The 23,164-nt window shown below is 62.3% G+C and carries 20 protein-coding genes; 8 read left to right on the forward strand and 12 right to left on the reverse strand.

What is annotated here, in order from left to right; translation table 11 throughout:
• Positions 1-132: 132 nt before the first annotated feature.
• The 10 genes from CAG11_RS33115 to CAG11_RS08150 form a co-directional block, all read right to left on the reverse strand.
• Complete coding sequence (locus tag CAG11_RS33115; RefSeq protein WP_143494524.1) at positions 133-408, reverse strand: hypothetical protein; 276 nt, start codon at positions 406-408, stop codon at positions 133-135.
• The gene (locus CAG11_RS08110; RefSeq protein WP_085595914.1) at positions 393-3,950 is read right to left on the reverse strand and encodes a glycosyltransferase; all 3,558 of its coding nucleotides are present in this window, start codon (positions 3,948-3,950) and stop codon (positions 393-395) included. The genes CAG11_RS33115 and CAG11_RS08110 overlap by 16 nt, the downstream gene beginning before the upstream one ends.
• Positions 3,951-4,070: 120 nt before the next feature.
• Positions 4,071-5,633 carry a flagellar hook-associated protein 3 gene (locus CAG11_RS08115; RefSeq protein ID WP_022641284.1) on the reverse strand — a complete coding sequence of 521 codons (1,563 nt, stop codon included), beginning with the start codon at positions 5,631-5,633 and terminating at the stop codon, positions 4,071-4,073.
• Between the two features lie 13 nt (positions 5,634-5,646).
• Entirely contained in the window at positions 5,647-7,692 is a 2,046-nt protein-coding gene (gene flgK / locus CAG11_RS08120; RefSeq protein ID WP_085595915.1) for a flagellar hook-associated protein FlgK, read from the reverse strand.
• Between the two features lie 10 nt (positions 7,693-7,702).
• Positions 7,703-8,962, reverse strand: coding sequence for a flagellar assembly peptidoglycan hydrolase FlgJ (flgJ, locus tag CAG11_RS08125; RefSeq protein ID WP_085595917.1), 1,260 nt, complete (start codon positions 8,960-8,962; stop codon positions 7,703-7,705).
• A gap of 9 nt (positions 8,963-8,971) precedes the next feature.
• Entirely contained in the window at positions 8,972-10,081 is a 1,110-nt protein-coding gene (locus CAG11_RS08130; RefSeq protein ID WP_022643013.1) for a flagellar basal body P-ring protein FlgI, read from the reverse strand.
• A 7-nt stretch (positions 10,082-10,088) separates the two neighbouring features.
• Positions 10,089-10,784: a flagellar basal body L-ring protein FlgH gene (gene flgH, locus CAG11_RS08135; RefSeq protein ID WP_031321146.1), complete on the reverse strand. Its 696-nt coding sequence runs from the start codon at positions 10,782-10,784 to the stop codon at positions 10,089-10,091.
• A gap of 58 nt (positions 10,785-10,842) precedes the next feature.
• Positions 10,843-11,628: a flagellar basal-body rod protein FlgG gene (gene flgG, locus CAG11_RS08140; RefSeq protein WP_022643011.1), complete on the reverse strand. Its 786-nt coding sequence runs from the start codon at positions 11,626-11,628 to the stop codon at positions 10,843-10,845.
• A 45-nt stretch (positions 11,629-11,673) separates the two neighbouring features.
• On the reverse strand, positions 11,674-12,414 hold the full coding sequence (locus tag CAG11_RS08145; protein WP_085595919.1) for a flagellar basal body rod protein FlgF: 741 nt from the start codon (positions 12,412-12,414) through the stop codon (positions 11,674-11,676).
• A 226-nt stretch (positions 12,415-12,640) separates the two neighbouring features.
• Positions 12,641-14,209, reverse strand: coding sequence for a sigma-54-dependent transcriptional regulator (locus CAG11_RS08150; RefSeq protein ID WP_085595921.1), 1,569 nt, complete (start codon positions 14,207-14,209; stop codon positions 12,641-12,643).
• 306 nt (positions 14,210-14,515) lie between these two features.
• Between CAG11_RS08150 and phhA the strand changes: the two genes are divergently transcribed.
• The 6 genes from phhA to CAG11_RS08175 all read left to right on the forward strand — a co-directional run bounded on the left by phhA (position 14,516) and on the right by CAG11_RS08175 (position 18,953).
• Entirely contained in the window at positions 14,516-15,307 is a 792-nt protein-coding gene (phhA, locus tag CAG11_RS08155) for a phenylalanine 4-monooxygenase (protein WP_085595923.1), read from the forward strand.
• 210 nt (positions 15,308-15,517) lie between these two features.
• Positions 15,518-15,874 (forward strand): 4a-hydroxytetrahydrobiopterin dehydratase, encoded by a 357-nt coding sequence (locus tag CAG11_RS08160; RefSeq protein WP_007930096.1) that lies wholly within the window; start codon positions 15,518-15,520, stop codon positions 15,872-15,874.
• Positions 15,874-17,064 carry an amino acid aminotransferase gene (locus tag CAG11_RS08165; protein ID WP_085595925.1) on the forward strand — a complete coding sequence of 397 codons (1,191 nt, stop codon included), beginning with the start codon at positions 15,874-15,876 and terminating at the stop codon, positions 17,062-17,064. The genes CAG11_RS08160 and CAG11_RS08165 overlap by 1 nt, the downstream gene beginning before the upstream one ends.
• A 190-nt stretch (positions 17,065-17,254) precedes the next feature.
• Positions 17,255-17,386, forward strand: a complete 132-nt coding sequence (locus CAG11_RS34000) for a hypothetical protein (RefSeq protein WP_022643005.1) — start codon at positions 17,255-17,257, stop codon at positions 17,384-17,386.
• 77 nt (positions 17,387-17,463) lie between these two features.
• Positions 17,464-17,646, forward strand: a complete 183-nt coding sequence (locus tag CAG11_RS08170) for a hypothetical protein (RefSeq protein WP_022643004.1) — start codon at positions 17,464-17,466, stop codon at positions 17,644-17,646.
• Between the two features lie 107 nt (positions 17,647-17,753).
• Entirely contained in the window at positions 17,754-18,953 is a 1,200-nt protein-coding gene (locus CAG11_RS08175; protein ID WP_085595927.1) for an MFS transporter, read from the forward strand.
• Here the strand turns inward: CAG11_RS08175 and arfB are convergent.
• Positions 18,950-19,363 carry an alternative ribosome rescue aminoacyl-tRNA hydrolase ArfB gene (gene arfB, locus CAG11_RS08180; RefSeq protein ID WP_085595929.1) on the reverse strand — a complete coding sequence of 138 codons (414 nt, stop codon included), beginning with the start codon at positions 19,361-19,363 and terminating at the stop codon, positions 18,950-18,952. The two genes, CAG11_RS08175 and arfB, sit on opposite strands and share 4 nt — an antisense overlap.
• Before the next feature lie 114 nt (positions 19,364-19,477).
• On the reverse strand, positions 19,478-20,899 hold the full coding sequence (locus tag CAG11_RS08185; protein ID WP_085595931.1) for an amino acid permease: 1,422 nt from the start codon (positions 20,897-20,899) through the stop codon (positions 19,478-19,480).
• A gap of 1,024 nt (positions 20,900-21,923) precedes the next feature.
• Here CAG11_RS08185 and CAG11_RS33775 point away from each other — a divergent pair.
• Both CAG11_RS33775 and CAG11_RS08195 read left to right on the forward strand, forming a co-directional pair.
• On the forward strand, positions 21,924-22,061 hold the full coding sequence (locus tag CAG11_RS33775) for a hypothetical protein (protein WP_022643000.1): 138 nt from the start codon (positions 21,924-21,926) through the stop codon (positions 22,059-22,061).
• A gap of 63 nt (positions 22,062-22,124) precedes the next feature.
• Entirely contained in the window at positions 22,125-23,090 is a 966-nt protein-coding gene (locus tag CAG11_RS08195) for a leucyl aminopeptidase (protein ID WP_085595933.1), read from the forward strand.
• Positions 23,091-23,164 lie beyond the last annotated feature (74 nt).

The following is a 23,164-nucleotide window of genomic DNA, read 5'->3' on the forward strand; positions in this document are numbered from 1 at the left end:
CGGCCGATCGCCTGGAATCTCAAACCGTTAATACTCGATGAACCTGGCCGCGACACTGCTCATGCCGGCATCATCGAATCGAGTCACGCAGCTGTTCGACCCGCCCGCCACGGCCAATACCAAGGGCACCTATTACGCGCCACGTTGCGCCAAAGAATTGGCTTGAAAAAAAACACTGCCAACGCTGCCCATGGGATCGTCGAAAGAACGAGCGGTGGTGGCACCCCTCACCACCAACAACGTTTGTTTTATGACAATTACCAAGAGGAACTGCAGGAAACGCGCCAGTTCACGATACTGTCGTGCTGCTCCTTGTTCGTCCTCCCGATCCTCGAAAACTCCAGGCAAAAAAAAGCCACGCGGCGCAGGCGTGGCTTTGCGTGGTAGGCGACTCAGTCCGCCAGCCACCCCCACATCCAGTGCTGGAGATTGTCGCTACCCAACATGAAGTCCCGATGCACAGCCTCGCGCAGCTCATCGCCCATACGGTAACTGGCCACCGGATCCGCCAGATGCATGCGAATAGCCTGCAACCACTCTTGCGTACTGTTACTGCGAACCTTGGTGCATGGCAGGAAACCGCGATACGCCTCGGTATCGGTGCAGATGACCGGGTAACCGCAAGCCCCGTATTCCAAAAGCCGCAGATTGCTCTTGCAGTCGTTGAAGATATGGAACTCCAGTGGCGCCAACGCCAAGTCCAGGTTCAGGCTGGCCAGCTTGAAGGGATACTCCTGCAAGCCGATCGCCGGATGGAATTCATGCACATAAGGACGCAGCCCCTCAGGGCACATACCGAAGAACACCCACTCCACCTCATTGGCCAGTTCGCGCACCACCTGCGCGATGACCTCCAGGTCTCCCGTATGGCTGGTGCCGCCCCCCCAGCCCACCCGCGGCCTGCTGGAAGTACCACGCTGGCTGGTCAGGCGCGCCCAGGGCTCGGGTGAAAGCATGTTGGGCACGATGCGGATATCGCTATGCATGTTCGACAGCAAATCGGCCAGGGGCTGGGTAGTGACGACCACTCGATCGCACAAGGCGATGCCATCGCGCAGCATCTGCTCGATATTCGCCGGCTTGTTCCGGGCATGGCTGTTCTTCTTCGGAGCATTGACGACATAGTCGTCGAGCTCGAAGATCCGCAGTGCATCGGAATATTTCTTCATCCGCAGGATGTCACTGGCCGCCCCGTCGCTATAGCGTCCCTGGAGCACGATGCTGTTGGGCGACAAGCGTTCGATTTCCACCGAAGTCGGCGACTCGTAGGCCACCCTGGCGACGATCCGGCCGGCCTCCTCAAGCGCCTTCAAGGGACTGAGCACTCGGTAATGACCGACCGCCGAACTGTTGACCGGCAACCCCAGGACCAGGGGCAAGGATCGACTGCAGAATGGATTCCAGTTGTTGCGCAGGGGCGGTTCCAGGCTGAAGCTGGAAAACCCCAGGCTCAAGGCCGGATTGTAGGCAGGGTCGCGGGCAATCTTCGGCAGCCAACGGCGATAGAAAGCCTCCTGGTCGGCTTCCGATGCCTGCTGGCCCGGGACCTGGGCAGCCCCCAGCATCAAGGTGGCATGAGGCGTCCAAACCACCAGGTAACCATTGCGATCGACTCGCAGGCATAGATCGGCAGCCCCCAGGCTGCCCGTGAAATCCTGTTCATCCAGGCCACCAAGGTCATCAAAGACCTCCTTGCGCACCATCAGGCAATCGGCACTCACCGCACTCCAGTTCTGTACCACCTGCAAGCGCTGCATGTAGCCTCGCACACCCAAGGCTTCACCGACGAAAGGCGAGCCCAGCGGCCCGGCCAACCCGAGGATTTGCCCGGCATGCAGGATAGAGCCGTCGAAGGCCAGAAGCCGTGCGCCGACTACGCCTACTTCCGGACGCTGGGCTTGATTGAGCAATTCATCCAGCCAGTCGCCGCTGCAGATTCGCGCGCTGTTACTGAGCAGGAGCAGGTAATCACCCCGCGCCTGGGCCGCCACGCTGTTGATCAGCGCAGTCTGGCTGCAAGCCTCGGCACCGTCCAGCACTCGCAGTAGCGCCCCGCCCAATTGCGCCATGGCCGCCAACCAGTCCGCCATGGCTGGATCCTGGCTGCCCGCGTCCACCAGGAGAATTTCATAGTGGTTATAGGCTGTCTGCTCGATCAGGCTTTCGACGCATTGTTGAAGTACCGGAAGGCAATCACCACAAGTGATGATGATCGATACCAGCGGCCGCGCCCCATGCAGGTAGTCGATACGATTGAGCAATGGCAAGTCATCGTGGCGGATCCGATATTCCACCCCGATACGCTGCAAGTGAGCGGCCACCAGCCCTTCGCTGGACTCGATCACCCGCGGGCTGGATAGCCACTGGGCGAAGGACAGCCCGGCCTCCAGCTGGATCTCGGCGATATGCTCGATAGTCTGCGGCCCGGCATTTTCCACCAGGCGCCACAGCAAGTCCTGGGGCGCCAGCTCGCCGCGCCGCGGATCGAATCCATCCTCGGCCAGGAAGCGCTCCAGCGAGAACGCCAGGGCGCGCCCGACATACGGGTAGCAACGCATCAGGTCCAGGTTGAAATCGGGCTTGAACACCGGCTCGGTCGATTCCCCCTCTCGCAGCGCACCTTCATCGCTGTAGGCACAGAGCATCGCCGGCGTATTGGCGATCCGCTCGGCCAGCACCAGCAATGCCGACTCCTGCAACCGGTCTCCGGCCTCTAGCAGATAGAACCAGTCGCAACCGTCCAACTGCGGCAACAACAGGTTGAGTTGCTCTACCCAGCTCGATTGCAGCGGTTGATACAGAGTCCGCCCCGTACTCTGGTAGTCACCAGGCGACAGGACCAGCACCGCCTGTGGCGGATACAACTGCTCTTCCAGGCTGCCCAGGGTTAACCGCAAGGCTTGAGCATCGCCCGTCGAATCGATGACCACCGGCACCAGGTTGACCTGGCGCGGCCAACTGGCGATGCGCTGCGGCATCAGGCGCTGCTCCGCCTCCGAAAACCTGCGTGCCGCCAGCCACAGGCGATAGAACTCTTCATAACTCTGGCTTTCGCCACCAACCCTGCCATTGACTACCGCGCTACGGTTGCCGAGCACATGCAGCACCCCCAGCTCCTTCCAATGACGAGGCTGTTCGCTGGCCAGCGACAGATCCACATAACGTACCCAGCCAGGCGCCGGCGCCGGCTCACCGCGGCGCTGCTCCAGCATCCGCGCCAACCAGCCCCATTGCGCGGCCGCAGCCTTGAGCATTTCCGGCGTGCGGCTCAAGCGCTCGGGATACAAGCGCTCGCAACTGAGCACTGTGGAAAGTGCCACCAGGTTGCCGCAACGCATCAAGCAGACGAACAGAGCCAGATCGATCAGGGCCGTGAAACCTTCCCCAGCCTGGGCCAGGGCCGGCAACAACTCCAGGACATCGGAGCGGCGCATCATCGCCGCACTGAAATTACCCAGGAAGTTCTTGCGCGTGGTTTCGAAGATAGCCGCCATGTCACTGGCCTTGAGCAATACATCTCCAGGAGCGAAACGGCAGTTCTCTATCCGCGGCGGCAGGATGAAATTGCTCTCGTCATTGAACAGTCGCAAGGCAAGAACCAGGCTGACTCCTGGCTGCGCAACCAGAACTGCGGCCTGCTGGGCAACACAAGGGGGAAACAGCCGGTCGTCGTCGCAAAGCACCTTGATCAGCTCGCCGCGAGCCTCCCTCACACAGCGCAGCAGATTTTTCTGCAAACCCAAATGCTCCGGGTTACGCATGTAGCGCACCGGGTGCGCAGGCCCGACCAGGTCCTGGACGATACGCTGGATTTCATCGTCGGCACTGTCGTCGCACACGACGATTTCCAGCGGTTGATAGGTCTGCGCCAGGGCGCTTTCCAGGGCCTGGGCGAAAAAGCGCGAGTTGAAGGCAGGGATGACGATGCTGACGAGGGGAGCTTGGTTCACGGCGGGAAACTCTCGAGCGGCGAACCCCGGCAACGAGGCCGGGGCTGCAAAACCGCTTGTAGAAAGACGGTTGGCGGCTCGACGGTCGTGGCGCCCCACTCAGGACGCCACGGGCCAGGCTCAGCCCTGGTTGAACAGGCCGAGCTGGCTGATCTTGCTGAAGGCCAGTTGCGAGGCCTGCAACATGGTCTGCTGCAGGGTCAGGCGGGTCATCACCTCGGCCGGATCGGAGTCGGCGATCGCCGAGCGAGTGGTGACGTTGGCCGCCGCCAGGTTGGTGTTGATCTCGATCTGGGTATCCAGGGCCGAGCCACGGCCACCTACCGAACTGATGCCGATCGTCAGCTGGTCGGTACCACTGGCCAGGTTGGCCATGCCCGAAGCCAGGTCGGCCAGTTGCTTCTGGGTCGCTACGGTATTGCCGTCGGTCGGAGTGCTCAGGGCGCTTTTCAACTGGCTCACGGTATCCAGGATGTTCTGGGTCTCGTGGGTGTTGACCGCGACGCTGAACTGGTCGTTGGCCGCCGGGGTACCGCTCAGGTTGAAGCTCACACCTGCAGCAGTGGCCACGTTGCCCACCAGGGTGCCGGAAGATACCGGCTTGCTGTCGGCGGTCAACGGAGCGGCATACAGATCGAAATTGGTGGCGCTGGTGAACTTCAGCACTGCCGAGCCACTGGGGAAGGTCGAGTTGTAGTCCGCCTGGTTGGTTACGCTAGCGCTGGATACCTGCGCGGTGCTGGGGTTGCCCGGGCTGCGCGCGACATTGAAGGTATCCGGCTTGGAGCCCAGGCTGAAGGAGTATTGCGGCAACACCGTAGCGGCATTGTCACCGGCCTTGAGATTGACGTTCAGGCTCAAGTCGACACCACGGAAGCTCACGGTCTGATTTGGCGTATTACCGATCACACCACCTTGGCTGGCCTCGGAAGTCACGTCGTTGCCAGCGGCGTCGGTGATCTTCAGCTGGGTGCCACTGACGAACGACACGCTGTAGGGCTCACCCTTGCGGAAATCGGTGTTGTACTTGCCGGCGTTGGACATCTGCCCGTTGGACATAAACACCTTGCCATTGTCTGGAGCCGGCGCGGTCTGGGTGGTGACCTGGGTACGACTGGTATTAGGCGCCTTCTGGAACACATCCCAGCCGGTGCTGTTGGCGGCCATCAGCATGGTGTCGCCCACTGGCAGCATCAGGCTGCTCTGGTCGCCGTTGTAGCTGTAGGTACCGTCGGAGTTGCGGCTGAACGGCGGCACGTCATCCTTGGAACCACCGAAGATGTACTTGCCGTTTTCATCCTGGGTATTCATCAGGCTGAGCAATTGTTCTTCGATCTGCCCCAGCTCCGAAGCATTGGCCTGGCGGTCCTTGTCGGTGTAACCGGCGTTGCCGGCACCGGCGGCCAATTCCTTGGCACGAGTCAGGACATTGTTGATGCTGGTCATCACCGATTCGGTCTGGCCCAGGGAGGCCTTGATCGAAGTGGTATTGGTCTTGTACTGGTCGAGCAGCGAGGCCTGCTGGCCGAGCTGCAACAAGCGCGCCGCGCCTACCGGATCATCGGCCGCGGTATTGATCCGCACCAGGCTGCTGGCCTCTTCACTGCTCTTGATCGCATTGGAGAAGTTGCGCTGGTAGTTGGCAGCCGAAGTCTCGAAGAACTGAGAAGTGGAAATACGCATGGGCTACGGCTCCTTAAAGGCTGCTGATCAGCGTGCTGAAGATGGTTTGCGCGGCCTTGATGATCTGCGAAGACGCGGTGTAGTACTGCTGGTACTTGACCAGGTTGCCGGTCTCGTCGTCCAGGTTGACCCCCGACAGGGAATCGCGCGCGCCCTTGGCGTTAGCCAGGATCGCGCCATTGGCGGCTGCGTCGAGCTTGGTCTGGCTGGCCTTGGCGCCGACGTTCTCGATCAGCTTGCCATAGGCATCCACCAAGGTGATGCCCTTGCTCGCCGAACCGGTGTCGACGGTCTGCTTGCTCTGCAAACCAGCCAACGCCAGGCCGTTGCGGTTGTCCGAAGAGCCGGCGCCGTTGACCGAGATGTTCATGCTGTCGCCGGAGTTCGGCACGCCTGCCACATCCATCTTCACCGCGAAGGTTTTCTGCACCCCGGCGCCATCGAGGATCGGCGCGCCGCTGGCATCGACCATCTTGATGTTCAGGTTGAGGGTGTTGGTCTGCCCGGGAACGATGGTACCGCTGCCCATCTTCGTGCCCTTGGCATCGAAGTAGTCGTAGGTCTGGCTGCCGCCGGCAGGTGCATTGAACACTACCTTCACCGGGCCGGAGTTCTTCAGCGCGGTCTGCATTTCCAGCTTGGCAGCCGCGTCGTAATTGTCGATCGGCGTTACCAGCGATGGCTGCGAGCCGATGCTCAGAGAACTCTTGACCCCGGCGGCGATCTCGGCCTTGAGCGGCGCGGCGATCGCCAGGCGCTTGGCGTCGGTCATCTCGGTCTGGATCGCGCTCGCACCATTGCGGGTCGGGGTGATCTTGAAACTATCGCCCACGGCAGCGCTGCCATTGAGCTTCAACGCGAAGCCATCGATGACCGGCGGCGGGTTGGTGGTGGTGCTGAAGGAGCCCAGGTCGGTGCCGTCGGAACGCTTGACGCTGTAGTCGGTCGGGCTGCTGAAGGTCACCGTGTAGTCACTGGTGGTCAGCTTGCCGGAATCCTTGATGGTGACATCGAAGTTGCCCGAAGCCGTATTGTTGCCGCCGCTGGCGATGCTGCGCTGGCTGGTCAGGCGAGCACTGTTGATGTCGTTGAACAGGTTGCCGCCAAACTCACCGTTCTTGTCGATGCCCTGGGCCATCTGGCTGTTCATCTGGTCGGCGACCACCAGGGCCACGCGCCCCAGTTCGTTCATCGCCGGGTCCAGCACCTCGCTGCGATAACGCAGCAGGCCGCCAATCTCGCCACCGGTGGTGAGATTGGTGATGTCCACGCTGCTACTGCCGCGGTTGATCTGCAACATGGAGCGGGTCGGGTCGTCCTTGCCCTGCACCACTTCCAGGGAATTGGCGCTGTTGCCCATCACCAGCGGCTGGCCGCTGCCCAGGTACAGGTCGACGCTGGAGCCACGCTCGGATACGTCGACCTTGATGAACTGCGAAAGCTGGCGCACGGTTTCGTTACGGGCGTCGAGCAGGTCGTTGGGCATGCCCTTGCCGTCGTTCGACAGCTCGGAGATCTTCTGGTTGAGCTGGGCCACGGTGGTGGCCAGCTTGTTCACCTGGTCGGCCATGGTCGACAGGTTGCCGTTGATGGTCTTGTTCTGCTCGTTGAGCTGGTTGGAAACCGAATTGAAGCGATTGCTCAGGGCCTGGGCATCGCTGAGCAGCAACTGCCGGGAGGCTTCATCGGTAGGCTTGGCGTTGAGGTTCTGCACCGAGGCGAAGAACTTGGTCAGGGCGCCAGTCATGCCGGTACCGGCCTCGGAGAGCAGCTTGTCGATGGGCGTGATCTGCTGCTGGTAGGCCGCCACGTCGCTGTTGCGGGAGGTCGCACTGCGCAACTGGGCATCCAGGAAGCTGTTGTACACCCGGCGCACATCGGCCAGGGTGGCCCCGGTGCCGATGAAGACGGTGCCGAACTGACTGGAGGCTTTGGTGCCCTGTACGGTCTGCTGCCGCGAATACCCGGCGGTATCGGCGTTGGCGATGTTGTTACCCGTGGTCATCAAAGACGATTGGCTGGTAGCCAGCCCGGACATCCCGATATTGAGCAAACTCATGATTCAGACCTTATAAATTCGTGGGAGCGCCTGCCGCAGCGTAGTTCTGGTAACTCTTCATCTGCTTGGCTATCTGCGAAATCTTGCTTGCGTAATCCGGGTCGGTTGCATACCCGGCTTTTTGCAACTCGCGAACAAACTGTTCTGGTTTATCGGCGACCTTCAGCACTTCTTGATAGCGATTATTGCTCTGCAGCAAAGTCACCAGATCGTGGAAGCTGTCCTGGTAGGAATCGTAGGAACGGAACGCCGCCGTTTCCTTGACCATCTGGCCGTTACGGAACTCGCTGGTGATCGCCCGCGCCTGGCCGCCCTGCCAACTGCTGCCGGCCTTGATGCCGAACAGGTTATGGCTGCTGCGGCCATCCTGCTGGCGCATGACCGACTTGCCCCAGCCGGTTTCCAGGGCCGCCTGGGCCACCAGGTAGCGTGGGTCCACACCAATACGCTTGGCCGCCTGCTCCGCCATGGGCAGCATGGTGGCCACGAATTCGTCGGACGAGCCGAAGGCGCGCTTGGCCGGCGCCAGTGGCGGCTGGGCCATGGCCCGGCCATAGACACGCATCTTGCCCTGGGCCGCGGCGTACCCCTGGTTGACCCGCCACTCACCACGCAGCACTGCATCGGCAGCCGCGCTATTGCGGGTAGGCGCGGCGTTCTGTGCGGTGACTTCCACACCTCCCGCCGAAGGCACGATGCCGGCCAGCAAGCGATCGGTGAGCTTGCTCGGCAGCGACAAGCGCCGCTGATTGAGCAAGGCCATGTCGTTGTGGGCCAGGCTGGTACGCACCGGATCGGCAGTACGCGAGGCCCACAACGGCCGCTGGCCATTGAGCCGGCTCAAAGGACCATCCTGGGCCGCGGTACCGGCCGCGATCGGCGTCGCGACTGGCGCAGCTACCGGCGGCGCCGAGGTCAGCCCGGTAGGCGCCGCCCTTGGCTTGTTCTGCATCATCTGGCGCACCAGCACGTTGGCCAGGCCGATACCACCACCCTCGCGGGACAGGGACACCGCCAGTTGCTGGTCGTACATGTCCTGGTACTGCTTGGTGGTCGGGGTATTGAGCGGGTTGTCCTGGGCCAGCACGTCGGTGGCCTTGCGCATGGACTTGAGCATTTCGTTGAGGAACAGCGACTCGAACTCCTGCGCCACCTTGCGCACGTTGGCTTCGCTGTTGGTGTCGCCGACCTTCAGCTGTTGCAGGCGATTGAGGTCCGAATAGGCCCCGGAATCCCCGCTGGCGACCAGACCGCTCTTATGTATATCCATGGCCACCCCTCAAATCACGATCAGGTCGGCCTGCAAGGCGCCGGCCTGTTTCAGGGCTTCGAGAATCGCCATCAGGTCGCCTGGCGCCGCTCCCACCTGGTTCACCGCCCGCACGATTTCGTCGAGGGTGGTGCCCGGGCCGAACTTGAACATCGGCTTGGCTTCCTGCTGGGCATTGACCCGCGAGCGAGGCACCACGGCGGTCTGTCCATTGGACAGGGGGCCGGGCTGGCTGACGATCGGATCCTCGGTGATGGTCACCGTCAGGCTGCCGTGGGTCACCGCCGCCGGCGAGACCTTGACGTTCTGGCCGATCACGATGGTGCCGGTGCGGGAGTTGATGATGACCTTGGCCACCGCCTGGCCCGGATCGATCTCCAGGTTCTCCAGGATCGACAGGTAGTCCACCCGCTGGCTCGGGTCCAGCGGCGCGGTGACGCGGATCGAACCGCCATCGATGGCCTGGGCCACGCCCGGGCCGAGCATGTCGTTGATCTTGTCGACGATGCGCTTGGCCGTAGTGAAGTCCGAACGATTGAGGTTCAGGGTCAGGCTGTTGCCCTGGTTGAAGCCACTGGGCACCGCGCGCTCCACCGAGGCCCCGCCCGGGATTCGCCCCGCCGACGGAACGTTGACGGTGATCTTCGAACCATCCCGGCCCTCGGCATCGAAACCACCTACCACCAGGTTGCCCTGGGCGATGGCGTAGACGTTGCCGTCGATACCCTTGAGGGGGGTCAACAGCAAGGTGCCGCCACGCAGGCTCTTGGAGTTGCCGATGGACGAAACCGTGACATCCACCTGCTGGCCCGGCTTGGCGAACGCCGGCAGGTCGGCGCTGATCGATACCGCGGCGACGTTCTTGAGCTGTACGTTGCCCGACCCAGGCGGAACCTTGATGCCGAACTGCGACAGCATGTTGTTGAAGGTCTGCAGGGTGAACGGCGTCTGGGTGGTCTGGTCACCCGTGCCGTTGAGCCCCACCACCAGGCCATAGCCGATCAGCTGGTTGGAACGCACGCCGGAAATACTGGCGATGTCCTTGAGCCGCTCGGCCTGGACGCCGAGGGACACGGACAGCAACAAGGCGGCCGCCATCAGGTGCTTGAAATTCAACATAGTGCGCCTAGAAAGGGAACAGCGGGCTGAGGAAGAAACGATCGAACCAGCCAGGCTGGTTGGCGTCGGCGAACGACCCGGTACCCGAATAGGTGATGCGCGCATCCGCCACCCGGGTCGAGGATACGGTGTTGTCCGTAGCGATATCGTCCGCACGAATCAGGCCGGCGATACGCACCAGCTCGTCACCGGTATTGAGGGTCATCCACTTCTCGCCACGCACGGCGAGGATACCGTTGGGCAATACGTCGGCTACGGTGACGGTGATCGAACCGGTCAGGCTGTTGCTTTGCGCCGCCTTGCTATCGCCCTTGGTGGAGCGATCACCCTTGTAGCCGGCATTCAAGCTCAGGTCGCCATCGCCGAACGGGTTGTTGGTGTTGGGCACAGCACCGAACAGCGACGTCAGGCCGATGCTGTTGCTGCTGTTCTTGCTCGACGCCGAGTTGGCGCCTTTGCTGGCCGCGGTCCGCTCGTTCAGGGTGATGGTGATGATGTCGCCGACCCGGAACGCCTTGCGATCGGTATACAGGCTCTGCTCGAACCCGGCCTGGTAGATCGAGCCGTTGTTGGAAGCCGAAGGCAGCGGCGTGCGCGGCAACACTGGCGCGTAGTAAGGGTCATTGGGCTTGGGTGGCGGGGCGACACAGCCCGCGAACACGGCACTCCCACTCAGCGCTAACACACAGATAAACCGATTCATGACCCTTCCTCACGATGTTACCGGCACGTCATCGACTCATGACGGCCTCAAGACTTGATTACAGCTTCTGCGTTACGAACGACAGCATCTGGTCGGCGGTGGAGATCACCTTGGAGTTCATCTCGTAGGCCCGCTGGGTGGTGATCATGTTGACCATCTCTTCCACGGTACTGACGTTGGACGCTTCCAGGGTGTTCTGCAGCGTGGTGCCAAAACCGTTCAGGCCCGGGGTACCGACCTGCGGCGCACCACTGGCGGCGGTCTCCAGGAACAGGTTGTTGCCCAGCGCTTGCAGGCCGGCCGGGTTGATGAAGTCGGCGGTCTGCAGGTTGCCGATCACCTGGGACGCCGGGTTGCCGGCCACGGTGATGGAGACGGTGCCGTCGTTGCCCACGGTGAAGGTCTGCGCGTTGTCGGGCACGACGATTGCCGGCTCCAGGGCGAAACCATTGGCGGTGACGACCTGGCCATTGGAGTCGAGGTGGAAGGTGCCGTCGCGGGTATAGGAGGTGGTGCCATCGGGCTGCAGGATCTGGAAGAAGCCACGACCGTTGATCGCCAGGTCCAGCGGCTGCTGGGTGGTCTGCAAGCTGCCGGCACTGAAGTTCTTCTGGGTGCCGACGATGCGCACGCCGGTACCGACCTGCAGGCCGGAAGGCAGTTCGCTGTCCTGGGTCGACTGGGCACCCGGCTGGCGCTTGATCTGGTACAGCAGGTCCTGGAACTCGGCACGGTCACGCTTGAAACCCGTGGTCGAGACGTTCGCCAGGTTGTTGGAAATAACACTCAGGTTGGTGTCCTGGGCGGACAGACCGGTTTTGGCAACCCATAGAGCCGGAAGCATTCGATTCTCCTCACGCGCCTGTTTTACGGCGCTAGGTACTGGTAATTAGCTGATCTGCAAGACCCGAGCCATGGCCTGGTCGTCTTCTTTGGCGCTGTTCATCATCTTGACGTGCAGCTCGAACTGCCGGGACAGGGCCAGCACCGCGGTCATTTCTTCCACCGCATTGACGTTGCTCGACTCGAGGAATCCCGAGACCAGCTGCACATTGGCATCGACCGGAGCAGGCTGGCCGTCCTTGGTCTTGATCGAACCATCCAGGCCCTTGACCATGTTGCGGGTATCGGGGTTGACCAGCTTGATGCGGTCGACCTCGGCCAGCACCCGCGGACCTTCGCCCATGGCACGAATGGTGATGGTGCCGTCCTGGCCAACCTCGATCTTCTGCTCGGGCGGCACGGCAATGGGACCTCCATTGCCCATCACCGGCATACCGTTGCCGGCCCGCAGCACGCCCAGGGCATCGACGTTCAAGCTGCCGGTGCGCACATAGCTTTCGCTGCCATCGGGACTTTGCACGGCGATCCAACCCTTGCCGCTGACGGCCACATCCAGGTCACGCCCCGTCTCGACCATCGAGCCCGGCGTGAAGTCGGTCGCGGGACGTTCGCTCATGGCGAAGGCTCGTGCCGGAAAGCTGTCACCGAATACCGGCATCGAGCGAGCCTGCTCCAGGTCACGCTGAAAACCGTTGGTGGAGATGTTCGCCAGGTTGTTGGCATGGGCCTTTTGCGCCAGCGCGTTCTGGCTGGCACCGGTCATCGCCACATAAAGGTACTTGTCCACTGTCGTTCCTCATCTGCCGGACGCTTGCCGTCCGCCACTGTACTGCGAACCCCTAAGCAATAAGCGCACCAACTTTTCCGAAAGAGGTTTAACCTCAGGCAGGACAGGGCTTTGCCTGGTAATGAAAGGAAAATGGCGGCTTGCCAGGAGACGGAAAAACGGCGCTCTTATGCCGCTACCGGCAAGCTACCGCCCCGATGCCCCCCGGCGCTGCCGCCAACGACAGCTAGAGCGGATTACCGGAAGCCTTGCCCACTTCATATTCGCGCAGCTTGTTGGCGATGGTGGTATGGGACACCCCCAGGCGCTTGCCCAACTGCCGGCTGCTGGGAAATTCGGCGTAGAGACTTTCGAGCACGGCTTTCTCGAAGCGCCCGACGATCTGCTCCAGCCCGCCGTCCAGGGAGAACTCGCCAAGAGGCTGGCGCGCGCCATAGTCCGGCAAGCGGATGTGCTCGGCCTTGACCATGCCGCCGTCGCACAACGACACCGCCTGGAACAGTACGTTTTCCAACTGCCGGACGTTGCCCGGCCAATGGTAGTGGCTGAGCCGCTCCATGGCCGCCGGCGCCAGTTGCGGCAAGGGACAGCCGATCTGCCGGCTGGCCTGGTCGAGAAAGTGCTCCACCAGGGGCCCGAGGCCATCCAGGCACTCGCGCAGCGGCGGAATGTGCAAGGACAGCACATTGAGCCGGTGGTAGAGATCCTGGCGGAACTCACCACGGGCACAAAGCTCGGAAAGATCCAGCTGGGTGGCGCAGATCACCCGCACATCCAGGTACACCTCTTCGTCGCTGCCGACCCGGCGGAAACAGCCGTCCTGCAAAAAGCGCAGCAACTTGACCTGCAACCGCGGGCTCATTTCCCCCACGCCATCGAGGAACAGGGTACCGCCCGCCGTCAACTCCAGCAGGCCCAGCTTGCCTTCCGCCCGCGCGCCTTCGAACGCCCCGGGGCCGTAACCGAACAGTTCGGTTTCGGCCATGGATTCAGGCAGCCCGGCGCAGTTCAGCGCCATCAACGGCGACTGGCCGCGCGGGCTGGCCAGGTGGCAGGCGCGGGCCAGCAGCTCCTTGCCGGTACCGGTTTCCCCTTCGATCAGCAGGGGCGCGTCCAGGGGCGCCATGCGCCGCGCCTCACGCACCACCGCGGCCATTACCTTGGAGCTCTGGAAGATACTGTCGAAGCCGCGCAGCTCCTGCTTGCGCACGTTGTAGATACGCTCGCCGACCCGGTCCGCGCGGTGCAGAGCCAGCACCGCGCCGGCCATGGCCTCGCTGTCGTCATGCTCGGACTGCAAGGGTGCGATATCCGCCAGGAATACGTCGCCCTTGACCTTGACCCGCAAACCGTTGATCCGCGACTTGTTGGCCCGCACCAGCTCCGGCAGGTCGAAATCCTCGGCATAGCGCGACAACGGGATGCCCGGCACCTCGTCCACCCGCACCCCCAGCAACTGGGCGGCGGCGCGGTTGGCAGCGACGATGGAACCGCCCATGTCGATGGACAGCACGGGAAAATCCAGGGCCCCCAGCAGCGCATTGAGCTCCATGTGCCGGCGCTCGCTGGGCATCAGCCCGACACGCTTGACCCCGAACACCCCGGCGATGGATTCGAACTTGGGCCGCAGGGCCTGGAACTGCAGGTTGATCAGGTTCGGGCAGTGCAGGTAGATGGCGTTACCATGCTCGCCGCCCACTTCGCCCCGAGCAACGTTGATGCCGTACTCCACCAGCAGATTGAGGATGTCCCGCAGGATGCCGATGCGGTTCTGGCAGTGAACTTTGATGCGCATGGAATAAAGGCCCGAAAGGAAATATGGAGGGCATAAACGCCGACGAGCGACGCTTTTGGCGCCATGGCCAGCAAAATTTCTGCTGGATGCCGCAGATAATCGTCAAGATTATGTGACAGCTTCCCCTATTTTCAAATGGTTCATCCCCAACAGTGCAGGGCCTTGGCCATATTCGTAAAGATAACTTTACGACAAAGCCATTCAAAGGCGCTCCTTCAACCACCGCCACCTGCTGCAAAGCGTCGCACCCTGGCGTATCACTGGGGTCATTCATAACAAGAACGCATCCCCTGGCAGGAGAGCAGCATGAAGCAGACGCAGTACGTGGCCCGCGAGCCCGACGCGCAAGGTTTTATCGACTATCCACCCGAAGAACACGCGGTGTGGAACACCCTGATCACTCGCCAGTTGAAAGTGATCGAGGGCCGTGCGTGCCAGGAATACCTGGACGGCATCGAGAAGCTGGGGCTGCCCCACGATCGCATTCCGCAGCTCGGCGAAATCAACAAGGTCCTAGGCGAAACCACCGGCTGGCAAGTGGCCCGGGTCCCGGCGCTGATTCCTTTCCAGACCTTTTTCGAACTGCTGGCCAGCAAGCGCTTCCCAGTCGCGACGTTCATCCGTACCCGCGAAGAACTGGACTACCTGCAGGAACCGGACATCTTCCACGAGATCTTCGGCCACTGCCCGCTGCTGACCAACCCCTGGTTCGCCGAATTCACCCACACCTATGGCAAGCTCGGCCTGCGAGCCACCAAGGAAGAGCGGGTATACCTGGCCCGCCTGTACTGGATGACCATCGAGTTCGGCCTGGTGGAGACCCCAGCCGGCCGGCGCATCTATGGCGGCGGCATCCTGTCTTCGCCCAAGGAGACCGTCTACAGCCTGTCCGGGGAACCGGAGCACCAGGCCTTCGACCCGCTGGAGGCCATGCGCACGCCGTATCGCATCGACATCCTGCAGCCGATCTACTTCGTCCTGCCGGAGCTCAAGCGCCTGTTCGACCTGGCCCATGAAGACATCATGGCCCTGGTCCACCAGGGCATGCAGCTGGGCCTGCACGCACCCAAGTTTCCGCCAAAACCCAAGGCGGCCTGAGCGGCCCGCCCTCGCGAGCCGCTGCGAAAGATAGTAACGTCCACGGGCTGCGCGAAATCTCACGAGCGCAGGCAATCCCGCCTGGGACAGGTGGCAAATGGCGGTCCGGCCAGTTCGGACCGACACTTTTCGCCGACACCCGGAAGAGATTGCCCAGCGCAGCAGTTTTCCCCAGCCCGCCCCAACAAGAATCGATTTCGGGAATACACCATGACCGCTCTGAACCAAGCCCACTGCGAAGCCTGCCGCGCCGATGCCCCTCAGGTCAGCGACGAAGAACTGCCGGTGCTGATCAAGCAGATCCCTGACTGGAACATCGAAGTTCGCGACGGCGTGATGCAGCTGGAAAAAGTCTTCCTGTTCAAGAACTTCAAGTTCGCCCTGGCCTTCACCAACGCCATGGGCGAGATCTCCGAGGCCGAAGGCCACCACCCGGGGCTGCTGACCGAATGGGGCAAGGTGACCGTGACCTGGTGGAGCCACTCCATCAAGGGCCTGCACCGCAACGACTTCATCATGGCCGCCCGCACCGACGAAGTGGCCAAGACCGCAGAAGGACGCAAGTAATGCATTTCGACGCAATCGGTCGTGTGCCTGGCGACCCGATTCTCGGCCTGATGGGGGCCTACGCCAGCGACCCCAACCCGCGCAAGTTCGACCTGGGCGTGGGGGTCTACAAGGATTCCCAGGGCCTGACGCCGATCCCGCGTTCGGTGAAACTGGCCGAACAGCGCCTGGTGGAGAGCCAGGACACCAAGATCTACATCGGCGGCCACGGCGACGCGGCCTTCGGCAAGGTGATCAATGAACTGGTGCTGGGCAGCGCTTCGCCGCTCATCGTCCAGCAACGCGCCGGGGCTACCCAGACCCCAGGCGGTACCGGCGCCCTGCGCCTGAGCGCCGACTTCATCGCCCACTGCCTGCCGGGCCGTGGCGTGTGGCTGAGCGATCCGACCTGGCCGATCCACGAGACCATCTTCGCCGCGGCCGGGGTCAAGGTCAGCCACTACCCCTACGTGGGCAGTGACAACCGCCTGGACGTGGAGGCCATGCTGGCGACCCTGAACCAGGTGCCGGAAGGCGACGTGGTGCTGTTGCACGCCTGCTGCCACAACCCCACCGGCTTCGACCTGAGCCAGGCCGACTGGCAACGGGTGCTGGAGGTGGTGCGCAGCCGCAAGCTGCTGCCGCTGATCGACTTCGCCTACCAGGGCTTCGGCGATGGCCTGGAGCAGGATGCCTGGGCCGTCCGGCTGTTCGCCGCCGAGCTGCCGGAAGTGCTGATCACCAGCTCCTGCTCGAAGAACTTCGGCCTGTATCGCGACCGCACCGGCGCCCTGATCGTCTGCACCCAGGATGCCGAGAAGCTGCTGGATGTGCGCAGCCAACTGGCGCACATCGCCCGCAACCTGTGGTCCACGCCGCCGGATCACGGGGCCGCCGTGGTAGCGACCATTCTCGGCGATGCGCAGCTCAAGAGCCTCTGGAGCGATGAAGTGGAAGCCATGCGCCTGCGCATCGCGCAACTGCGTGCCGGCCTGGTGCAAGCCCTGCAACCCTATGGCCTGGCCGAGCGCTTCGCCCATATCGGCGTGCAACGCGGGATGTTCTCCTATACCGGCCTGAGCCCCGCACAGGTCCAGGAACTGCGTGAACACCACAGCGTGTACATGGTCAGTTCGGGCCGCGCCAACGTGGCCGGGATCGACGCCAGTCGCCTGGATCAGCTGGCCGAAGCCATCGCCCGAGTCGTCTAGCCAAGGGCTTGCCGGCGAGGATGGCCCTGGCGCCTCCTCGCCGGCGATCGGCTCTCGATGAACATCCTTTCATCCTGAAAAGTGCGATAAAAATCTTTTTGTCATTTCCAGTGCTGTATCCTGCCCAGGCTTTTTAAAAGCGCGGAGCTACCCAGCGATTTAAAAAACAGACTTTGCGAGGAGCAACGATATGCACGAGATCCCGAATCTCCCCTTCCCGAGCCTGCACGAAACTGAGCAGACAACCCCGCCGCAAACCAGTGCCGAACAGCCTGCTGCGAAAGAAGCCGCCGACAGCCGCAAGGCCGACAGCGAAGACTGAAGAAGCTGTAGCCAGACAGTGTGGAAAGCGCTACTCAAGCGCTTTCCACACCGCCTGAACCCTCTCCCGAGCCCTCGATGACCGATACCTTCGACGAAACCCAGGCCAACGCACTGATTGGCACCACGCAGCAGATGATCGAGGTATGGAACCGCCTCACCCCGGAAAAACAAGCCGCCCTGCTGGCTCGTTTCGGTACCCGGGAAAACGCCCTCGCCGCCCTGGTCACCACCCGCCTGCTGGGCAGCCAGGACACCTGAGCTTGTACCCGAGCCCATGGGGCACATCGATTTCTTCCCCTGCACCCGCCCTTGCACCGGTATCATGAGCAGCCTATCTATCTAGCTGCAGTAGCGGACCCCTTCCCATGCCAGATACCCAGCGCCCCTTGGCGGTCACGCTGCAAGTCGTTTCCATCGTCCTGTTCACCTTCATCGGCTACCTGAATATCGGCATCCCCCTGGCGGTGCTTCCCGGCTACGTCCATAGCGACCTGGGCTTCGGCGCGGTGATCGCCGGCCTGGTGATCAGCGTGCAATACCTGGCCACCCTCCTCAGCCGCCCCTACGCGGGGCGCATCATCGACAACCAGGGCAGCAAGCGCGCGGTGATGTACGGCCTCGTGGGCTGCGGCCTGAGCGGCGTGTTCATGCTGGCTTCGGCCTGGCTGCAAGCATGGCCGGTCCTGAGCCTGGCGAGCCTGCTGCTGGGGCGCCTGGTACTGGGCAGCGCGGAAAGCCTGGTGGGTTCGGGCTCCATCGGCTGGGGCATCGGCCGGGTCGGCGCGCAGAATACCGCCAAGGTGATTTCCTGGAATGGCATCGCCAGCTACGGCGCACTGGCCATCGGCGCGCCCCTGGGCGTGATGCTGGTCGACCGCCTGGGGCTGTGGAGCATGGGCGTGAGCATTATCCTGCTGGCCGTGCTGGGCCTGCTGCTGGCCTGGCCCAAGGTCGCCGCGCCCATCGTCGCCGGCGAACGCCTGCCGTTCATCCACGTGCTGGGCAAGGTGTTCCCCCACGGCTGCGGGCTGGCCCTGGGCTCCATCGGCTTTGGCACCATCGCCACCTTCATCACCCTCTACTACGCCACCCGGGACTGGTCCAACGCAGTGCTGGCCCTGAGCCTGTTCGGCGCCAGCTTCATCGGTGCGCGGCTGCTGTTCGGCAACCTGATCAACCGTCTCGGCGGCTTTCGCGTGGCGATCGCCTGCCTGTCGGTGGAGACCCTGGGACTGTTGCTGCTGTGGCTGGCCAGCGACGCCCACTGGGCCCTGGCCGGCGCGGCGCTGAGCGGCTTCGGGTTCTCCCTGGTATTCCCGGCCCTGGGCGTCGAGGCGGTGAACCTGGTGCCCGCCTCCAGCCGAGGCGCGGCGGTCGGTGCCTATTCACTGTTCGTCGACCTGTCGCTGGGCATCACCGGGCCGCTGGCCGGGGCGATCGCTGCCAGCACAGGCTTTGCCTCGATCTTCCTGTTCGCCGCCCTGGCCTCTTGCAGCGGGCTGTTGCTGAGCCTGTACCTGTATCGCCAGGCACCACGACAGCGCCAGGACCGTAGCGCGACCTAGAAATCCACCTTGCCGCGCCCAGCCTTGATGTTGCCCCGCTTGGCCTTGCCTTCCAGGCGACGCTTCTGCGAACCCAGGGTCGGCTTGGTCGGGCGGCGCTTCTTCTGCACCTTGATGGCGCCCTGGATCAACTCCACCAGGCGCAACAGCGCATCGGCGCGGTTCTGCTCCTGGGTGCGGTATTGCTGGGCCTTGAGAATCATCACCCCGTCGCTGGTGATCCGGCTGTCACTCAGCGCCAACAGGCGCTCCTTGTAGAAGGGCGGCAGGGATGAGGCGGGAATGTCGAAGCGCAGGTGCACGGCGCTGGACACCTTGTTGACGTTCTGCCCACCGGCGCCCTGGGCGCGAATGGCAGTCAGCTCGATCTCGGCATCGGGCAGATGCACGTTGTTGGAAATCACCAGCATGGAACAGGAATCCTTTTTAGCGGCCCACAGGATACGCCCATTCCCCCGCCATTGCGCCGGAGCCAGAAATGACAAACCCGGCCGAGGCCGGGTCCGTCGAGGCAGCGAGGGCACTTATTTCAGCGCGGAACCGGCGGCCTGCAGCGGCTGCTGGGCAGCACGCTTGTTCTTGATGCTATAGCAGACCCACATGAAGACCAGCCACACCGGAATCGCGTACACCGAAACCTGGATGCCGGGGATCATCAGCATGATGCCCAGGATGAATACCACGAACGCCAGGCAGATGTAGTTGCCATAGGGATACCACAGGGCCTTGAACAGCGAGGTCTGGCCTGTGCGGTCCATGTGCTGGCGGAATTTGAAGTGCGAGTAGCTGATCATCGCCCAGTTGATCACCAGGGTCGCCACCACCAGTGACATCAGCAGCTCCAGGGCATGCTGCGGGATCAGGTAGTTGAGCACCACCGCGACGAAGGTCACCACCGCCGAGGCGAGGATCGAACGCACCGGCACGCCGCGCTTGTCGATCTTGGCCAGGCCCCGCGGGGCATCGCCCTGCTCGGCCATGCCCAGCAGCATGCGGCTGTTGCAATAGGTGCCGCTGTTGTACACCGACAGCGCCGCGGTCAGGACCACGAAGTTGAGGATGTGCGCCGCGGTGTTGCTGCCCAGCATCGAGAACACCTGGACGAACGGGCTGCCGCTATAGGCATCGCCGGAAGCATTGAGGGTAGTCAGCAGGGAATCCCAGGGAGTCAGCGACAGCAGCACCACCAGGGCACCGATGTAGAAGATCAGGATGCGGTAGATCACCTGGTTGATCGCCTTGGGGATCACGGTCTTCGGCTTGTCGGCCTCGGCCGCGGTGAAACCGAGCATCTCCAGGCCACCGAAGGAAAACATGATGATCGCCATGGCCATCACCAGGCCGCTGACACCATTGGGGAAGAAGCCGCCATGGGACCACAGGTTGCTCACCGACGCCTGCGGGCCGCCATGGCCGCTGACCAACAGGTAGCTGCCCAGGGCGATCATGCCGACGATCGCCGCTACCTTGATGATGGCGAACCAGAACTCGGCCTCGCCGAAGACCTTGACGTTGGCCAGGTTGATGGCGTTGATCAGGACGAAGAACGCGGCTGCCGAGGCCCAGGTCGGGACATCCGGCCACCAGTAGTGGATGTACTTGCCGACCGCGGTCAGCTCCGACATGCCCACCAGGATATAGAGGATCCAGCAGTTCCAGCCGGAGAGGAAACCGGCGAAGCCGCCCCAGTACTTGTGGGCGAAGTGGCTGAAGGAACCGGCTACCGGCTCCTCGACGATCATCTCGCCCAGTTGGCGCATGATCATGAAGGCGATGAAGCCGCAAATGGCGTAGCCGAGGATCATCGCCGGCCCGGCGGACTTGAGCACCCCGGCCGACCCCAGGAACAAGCCGGTACCGATTGCGCCACCCAGGGCGATCAATTGGATATGGCGATTTTTCAGGCCGCGTTTCAGCTCGCCTGACTGCGAGTTTTGTCCACTCATGAAAACTTTCTCACGCAAGGTTTGATGATATTTGCAGACGTTGCCGCCCGGTGAAGGCTTAAGCGGCGCGGATCAAACCCCAGCGCAGGCACCAGAAGTTCAGCGTTTCTTTAACGGTCATGCGTCACCTGTTTGTTTTTATCTGTGACGAAATCGAACCCATCACGCTCGTGACGCGACGGAATGAACAAGGTGGATAACCTTGAGTTATTGGTTCTGTGCAGGTGTTTCCAGGGCTATGCAGGCAGGCTGGAAAACGCTGTCCAGACGCAAAATGCGCGGGTACGCAGTGGGGTCACAGTTAAAACGCCGGGCATTGTACACCCCTGACCCCCTGCCGCCAGACATCGCTATATCAGCGTGCCGGTAACCGGGATCCTGCGTGGCCTGCTCGATGCTCGGCATCGGCGGCGAAAAATGAGACGGACCGAGTGGGGTCGTCGATGGAAAAGCGACGGTCGACGCTCTTCGAAGGGGATCGATGGAAGTCGGTTACGGCGTTCATTGCGCCTCCTTCTTGTTATGCACCTGTACGCAGGCAGGTGTACATCTCACCTGCCCGAGGGGCCTGGAACAAGCGGGCCAGAGCCCTTGGCGGACCATGACGGGCGGCCCTGCGGAAGATTTTCCTTACAGGCGCAGAGCGATCTCCTATCCACGGGGCAAAGCGCCGCATTTCGTAAACAATCCTTTACAAGCCGTAACGTAGATTTGCCATTCCGCTACCAGGCCTGGACCGACTGCAAATTGACGCTAGTGCGCCCGAGCCGAGAGAAGTTGCCTAGGATTCTGTTTTCCGGGGTGAATTTTTCCAGGCGAAATAGAAAATAAAGTTCATCAGAAAATAATCTAATTATTTTTTTGCACTTCAAAACACCCTGGTCTAGGTTTCCAGCCACTTGCCGGCTCAGTCACCCGGCAAGCACGAGGAACGAATGGGCGGCTTCGGCAACCATCCCGTTCACTGCTGTCGATCCGTTCCACCAATGGACTGCCAAGCGCAATGTCATTCAGGAGAAGCACCATGCAAGCACTGGAACAAGAGCTGGAAACCGAACTGCAACTGGACGACTGGTTCGAAGCTGCAACCCACGATGCGGCCGTGGAAATGATGCAAGCCGATGCCGTGGTGCCGTTCGGCACCGCCATGTGGCCGATGTAAGGCGTCCGCGGACCGGAGCAGGCCCTGCCTGCTCCGGTCATCTTTGTCCTACAGGGAGGTTTTATGGACCAGACTCGCGCCATCCGTCATTTCCTGTACTACCTGGAACGGCACCCGGCCCTCAACGGCCTGGCAACCGCCAAGGTACTGATCGGCCATACCGCCGAGTACCAGGCCATGACCCTGGCCATCATCGAACAAGCCCGCCAGGCCACGCCGCTGACCATCAGTGCCCTGCGCCTGGACCTGGAGCCGGCCGAGAACCTCGTCCGGGCCATCACCGAATGTGACCTGTACATTTTTTTCTACGACTCCTCGACCCTGCCCCAGCCGCGTCCCGACGGTCCGGAGTTCCTCCGTCCGCTCCATGGACTGATGGCCGAGCACTGGAAGAAATCCTTGCTATTCAAGGACTACGGCGAGTACTTCTACGACACCTTCAGCGTCGAACCCCAGCGAATCGCCGACCTCAACGCCACCCTGATCCGCCGCCTGTCCCAGGCCAGCATCCTGAGCTTCAGCGACCCCCTGGGGTCGTACTTCGAGGCGCCACTTCAGACGGTGAAGAAGTGGACGGATATCAATGGCGTGGGCAACTACGACCTGGCGCCGGGCGAGATCGCCACCCACAGCGACGAGATCAATGGCCATGTGAAGTTCCTCGGCACCTTCCTCAGCACCATCCCCTTCGCCCGTAAATACGGGGTCCTGCAGGTGCCGCTGGAGCTGTGGATCGAGAACTCGAGCATCCGCCAGGTGGCGAGCCAGGTGCCCGGCCTGGTCAACGACTTCAACAAGTACCTGGATGCCAACCCGTCGAACCGGCGCATCGAGGAACTGGGTATCGGCACCAACGAAGGCATCAAGTCGCTGTATGGGCGCAACTCCGGCTTCGAAGAGCGCCATTGCGGGCTGCACCTGGGCCTGGGCGGTGGCGCCAAGGGTAGTCACCACCTGGACCTGATCTTCAGCTCCGGGATACTGGCAGCGGACCGCAAGCCGGTATTCAACGGTCAGTTCGCCTTCTAGCTCGGCAAAAACCGGCCAGGATTGCAGGCAAAAAAACGCCAACCCTAAGGTTGGCGTTGTTTCATCCGGGATGG

The sequence above is a fragment of the Pseudomonas sp. B6(2017) genome, assembly GCF_002112765.1.
Classification (GTDB): Bacteria; Pseudomonadota; Gammaproteobacteria; order Pseudomonadales; family Pseudomonadaceae; genus Aquipseudomonas; species Aquipseudomonas piscis.

Excerpts from the sequence above, each read along its gene's own strand:
- CAG11_RS08115 (WP_022641284.1), bottom strand. The coding sequence starts at position 5,633 with ATGCGTATTTCCACTTCTCAGTTCTTCGAGACTTCGGCTGCCAACTAC.
- flgK (WP_085595915.1), bottom strand. The coding sequence starts at position 7,692 with ATGAGTTTGCTCAATATCGGGATGTCCGGGCTGGCTACCAGCCAATCG.
- flgJ (WP_085595917.1), bottom strand. The coding sequence starts at position 8,962 with ATGGATATACATAAGAGCGGTCTGGTCGCCAGCGGGGATTCCGGGGCC.
- CAG11_RS08130 (WP_022643013.1), bottom strand. The coding sequence starts at position 10,081 with ATGTTGAATTTCAAGCACCTGATGGCGGCCGCCTTGTTGCTGTCCGTG.
- flgH (WP_031321146.1), bottom strand. The coding sequence starts at position 10,784 with ATGAATCGGTTTATCTGTGTGTTAGCGCTGAGTGGGAGTGCCGTGTTC.
- flgG (WP_022643011.1), bottom strand. The coding sequence starts at position 11,628 with ATGCTTCCGGCTCTATGGGTTGCCAAAACCGGTCTGTCCGCCCAGGAC.
- CAG11_RS08150 (WP_085595921.1), bottom strand. The coding sequence starts at position 14,209 with ATGCGCATCAAAGTTCACTGCCAGAACCGCATCGGCATCCTGCGGGAC.
- phhA (WP_085595923.1), top strand. The coding sequence starts at position 14,516 with ATGAAGCAGACGCAGTACGTGGCCCGCGAGCCCGACGCGCAAGGTTTT.
- CAG11_RS08160 (WP_007930096.1), top strand. The coding sequence starts at position 15,518 with ATGACCGCTCTGAACCAAGCCCACTGCGAAGCCTGCCGCGCCGATGCC.
- CAG11_RS08165 (WP_085595925.1), top strand. The coding sequence starts at position 15,874 with ATGCATTTCGACGCAATCGGTCGTGTGCCTGGCGACCCGATTCTCGGC.
- CAG11_RS34000 (WP_022643005.1), top strand. The coding sequence starts at position 17,255 with ATGCACGAGATCCCGAATCTCCCCTTCCCGAGCCTGCACGAAACTGAG.
- CAG11_RS08170 (WP_022643004.1), top strand. The coding sequence starts at position 17,464 with ATGACCGATACCTTCGACGAAACCCAGGCCAACGCACTGATTGGCACC.
- CAG11_RS08175 (WP_085595927.1), top strand. The coding sequence starts at position 17,754 with ATGCCAGATACCCAGCGCCCCTTGGCGGTCACGCTGCAAGTCGTTTCC.
- arfB (WP_085595929.1), bottom strand. The coding sequence starts at position 19,363 with ATGCTGGTGATTTCCAACAACGTGCATCTGCCCGATGCCGAGATCGAG.
- CAG11_RS08185 (WP_085595931.1), bottom strand. The coding sequence starts at position 20,899 with ATGAGTGGACAAAACTCGCAGTCAGGCGAGCTGAAACGCGGCCTGAAA.
- CAG11_RS33775 (WP_022643000.1), top strand. The coding sequence starts at position 21,924 with ATGCAAGCACTGGAACAAGAGCTGGAAACCGAACTGCAACTGGACGAC.
- CAG11_RS08195 (WP_085595933.1), top strand. The coding sequence starts at position 22,125 with ATGGACCAGACTCGCGCCATCCGTCATTTCCTGTACTACCTGGAACGG.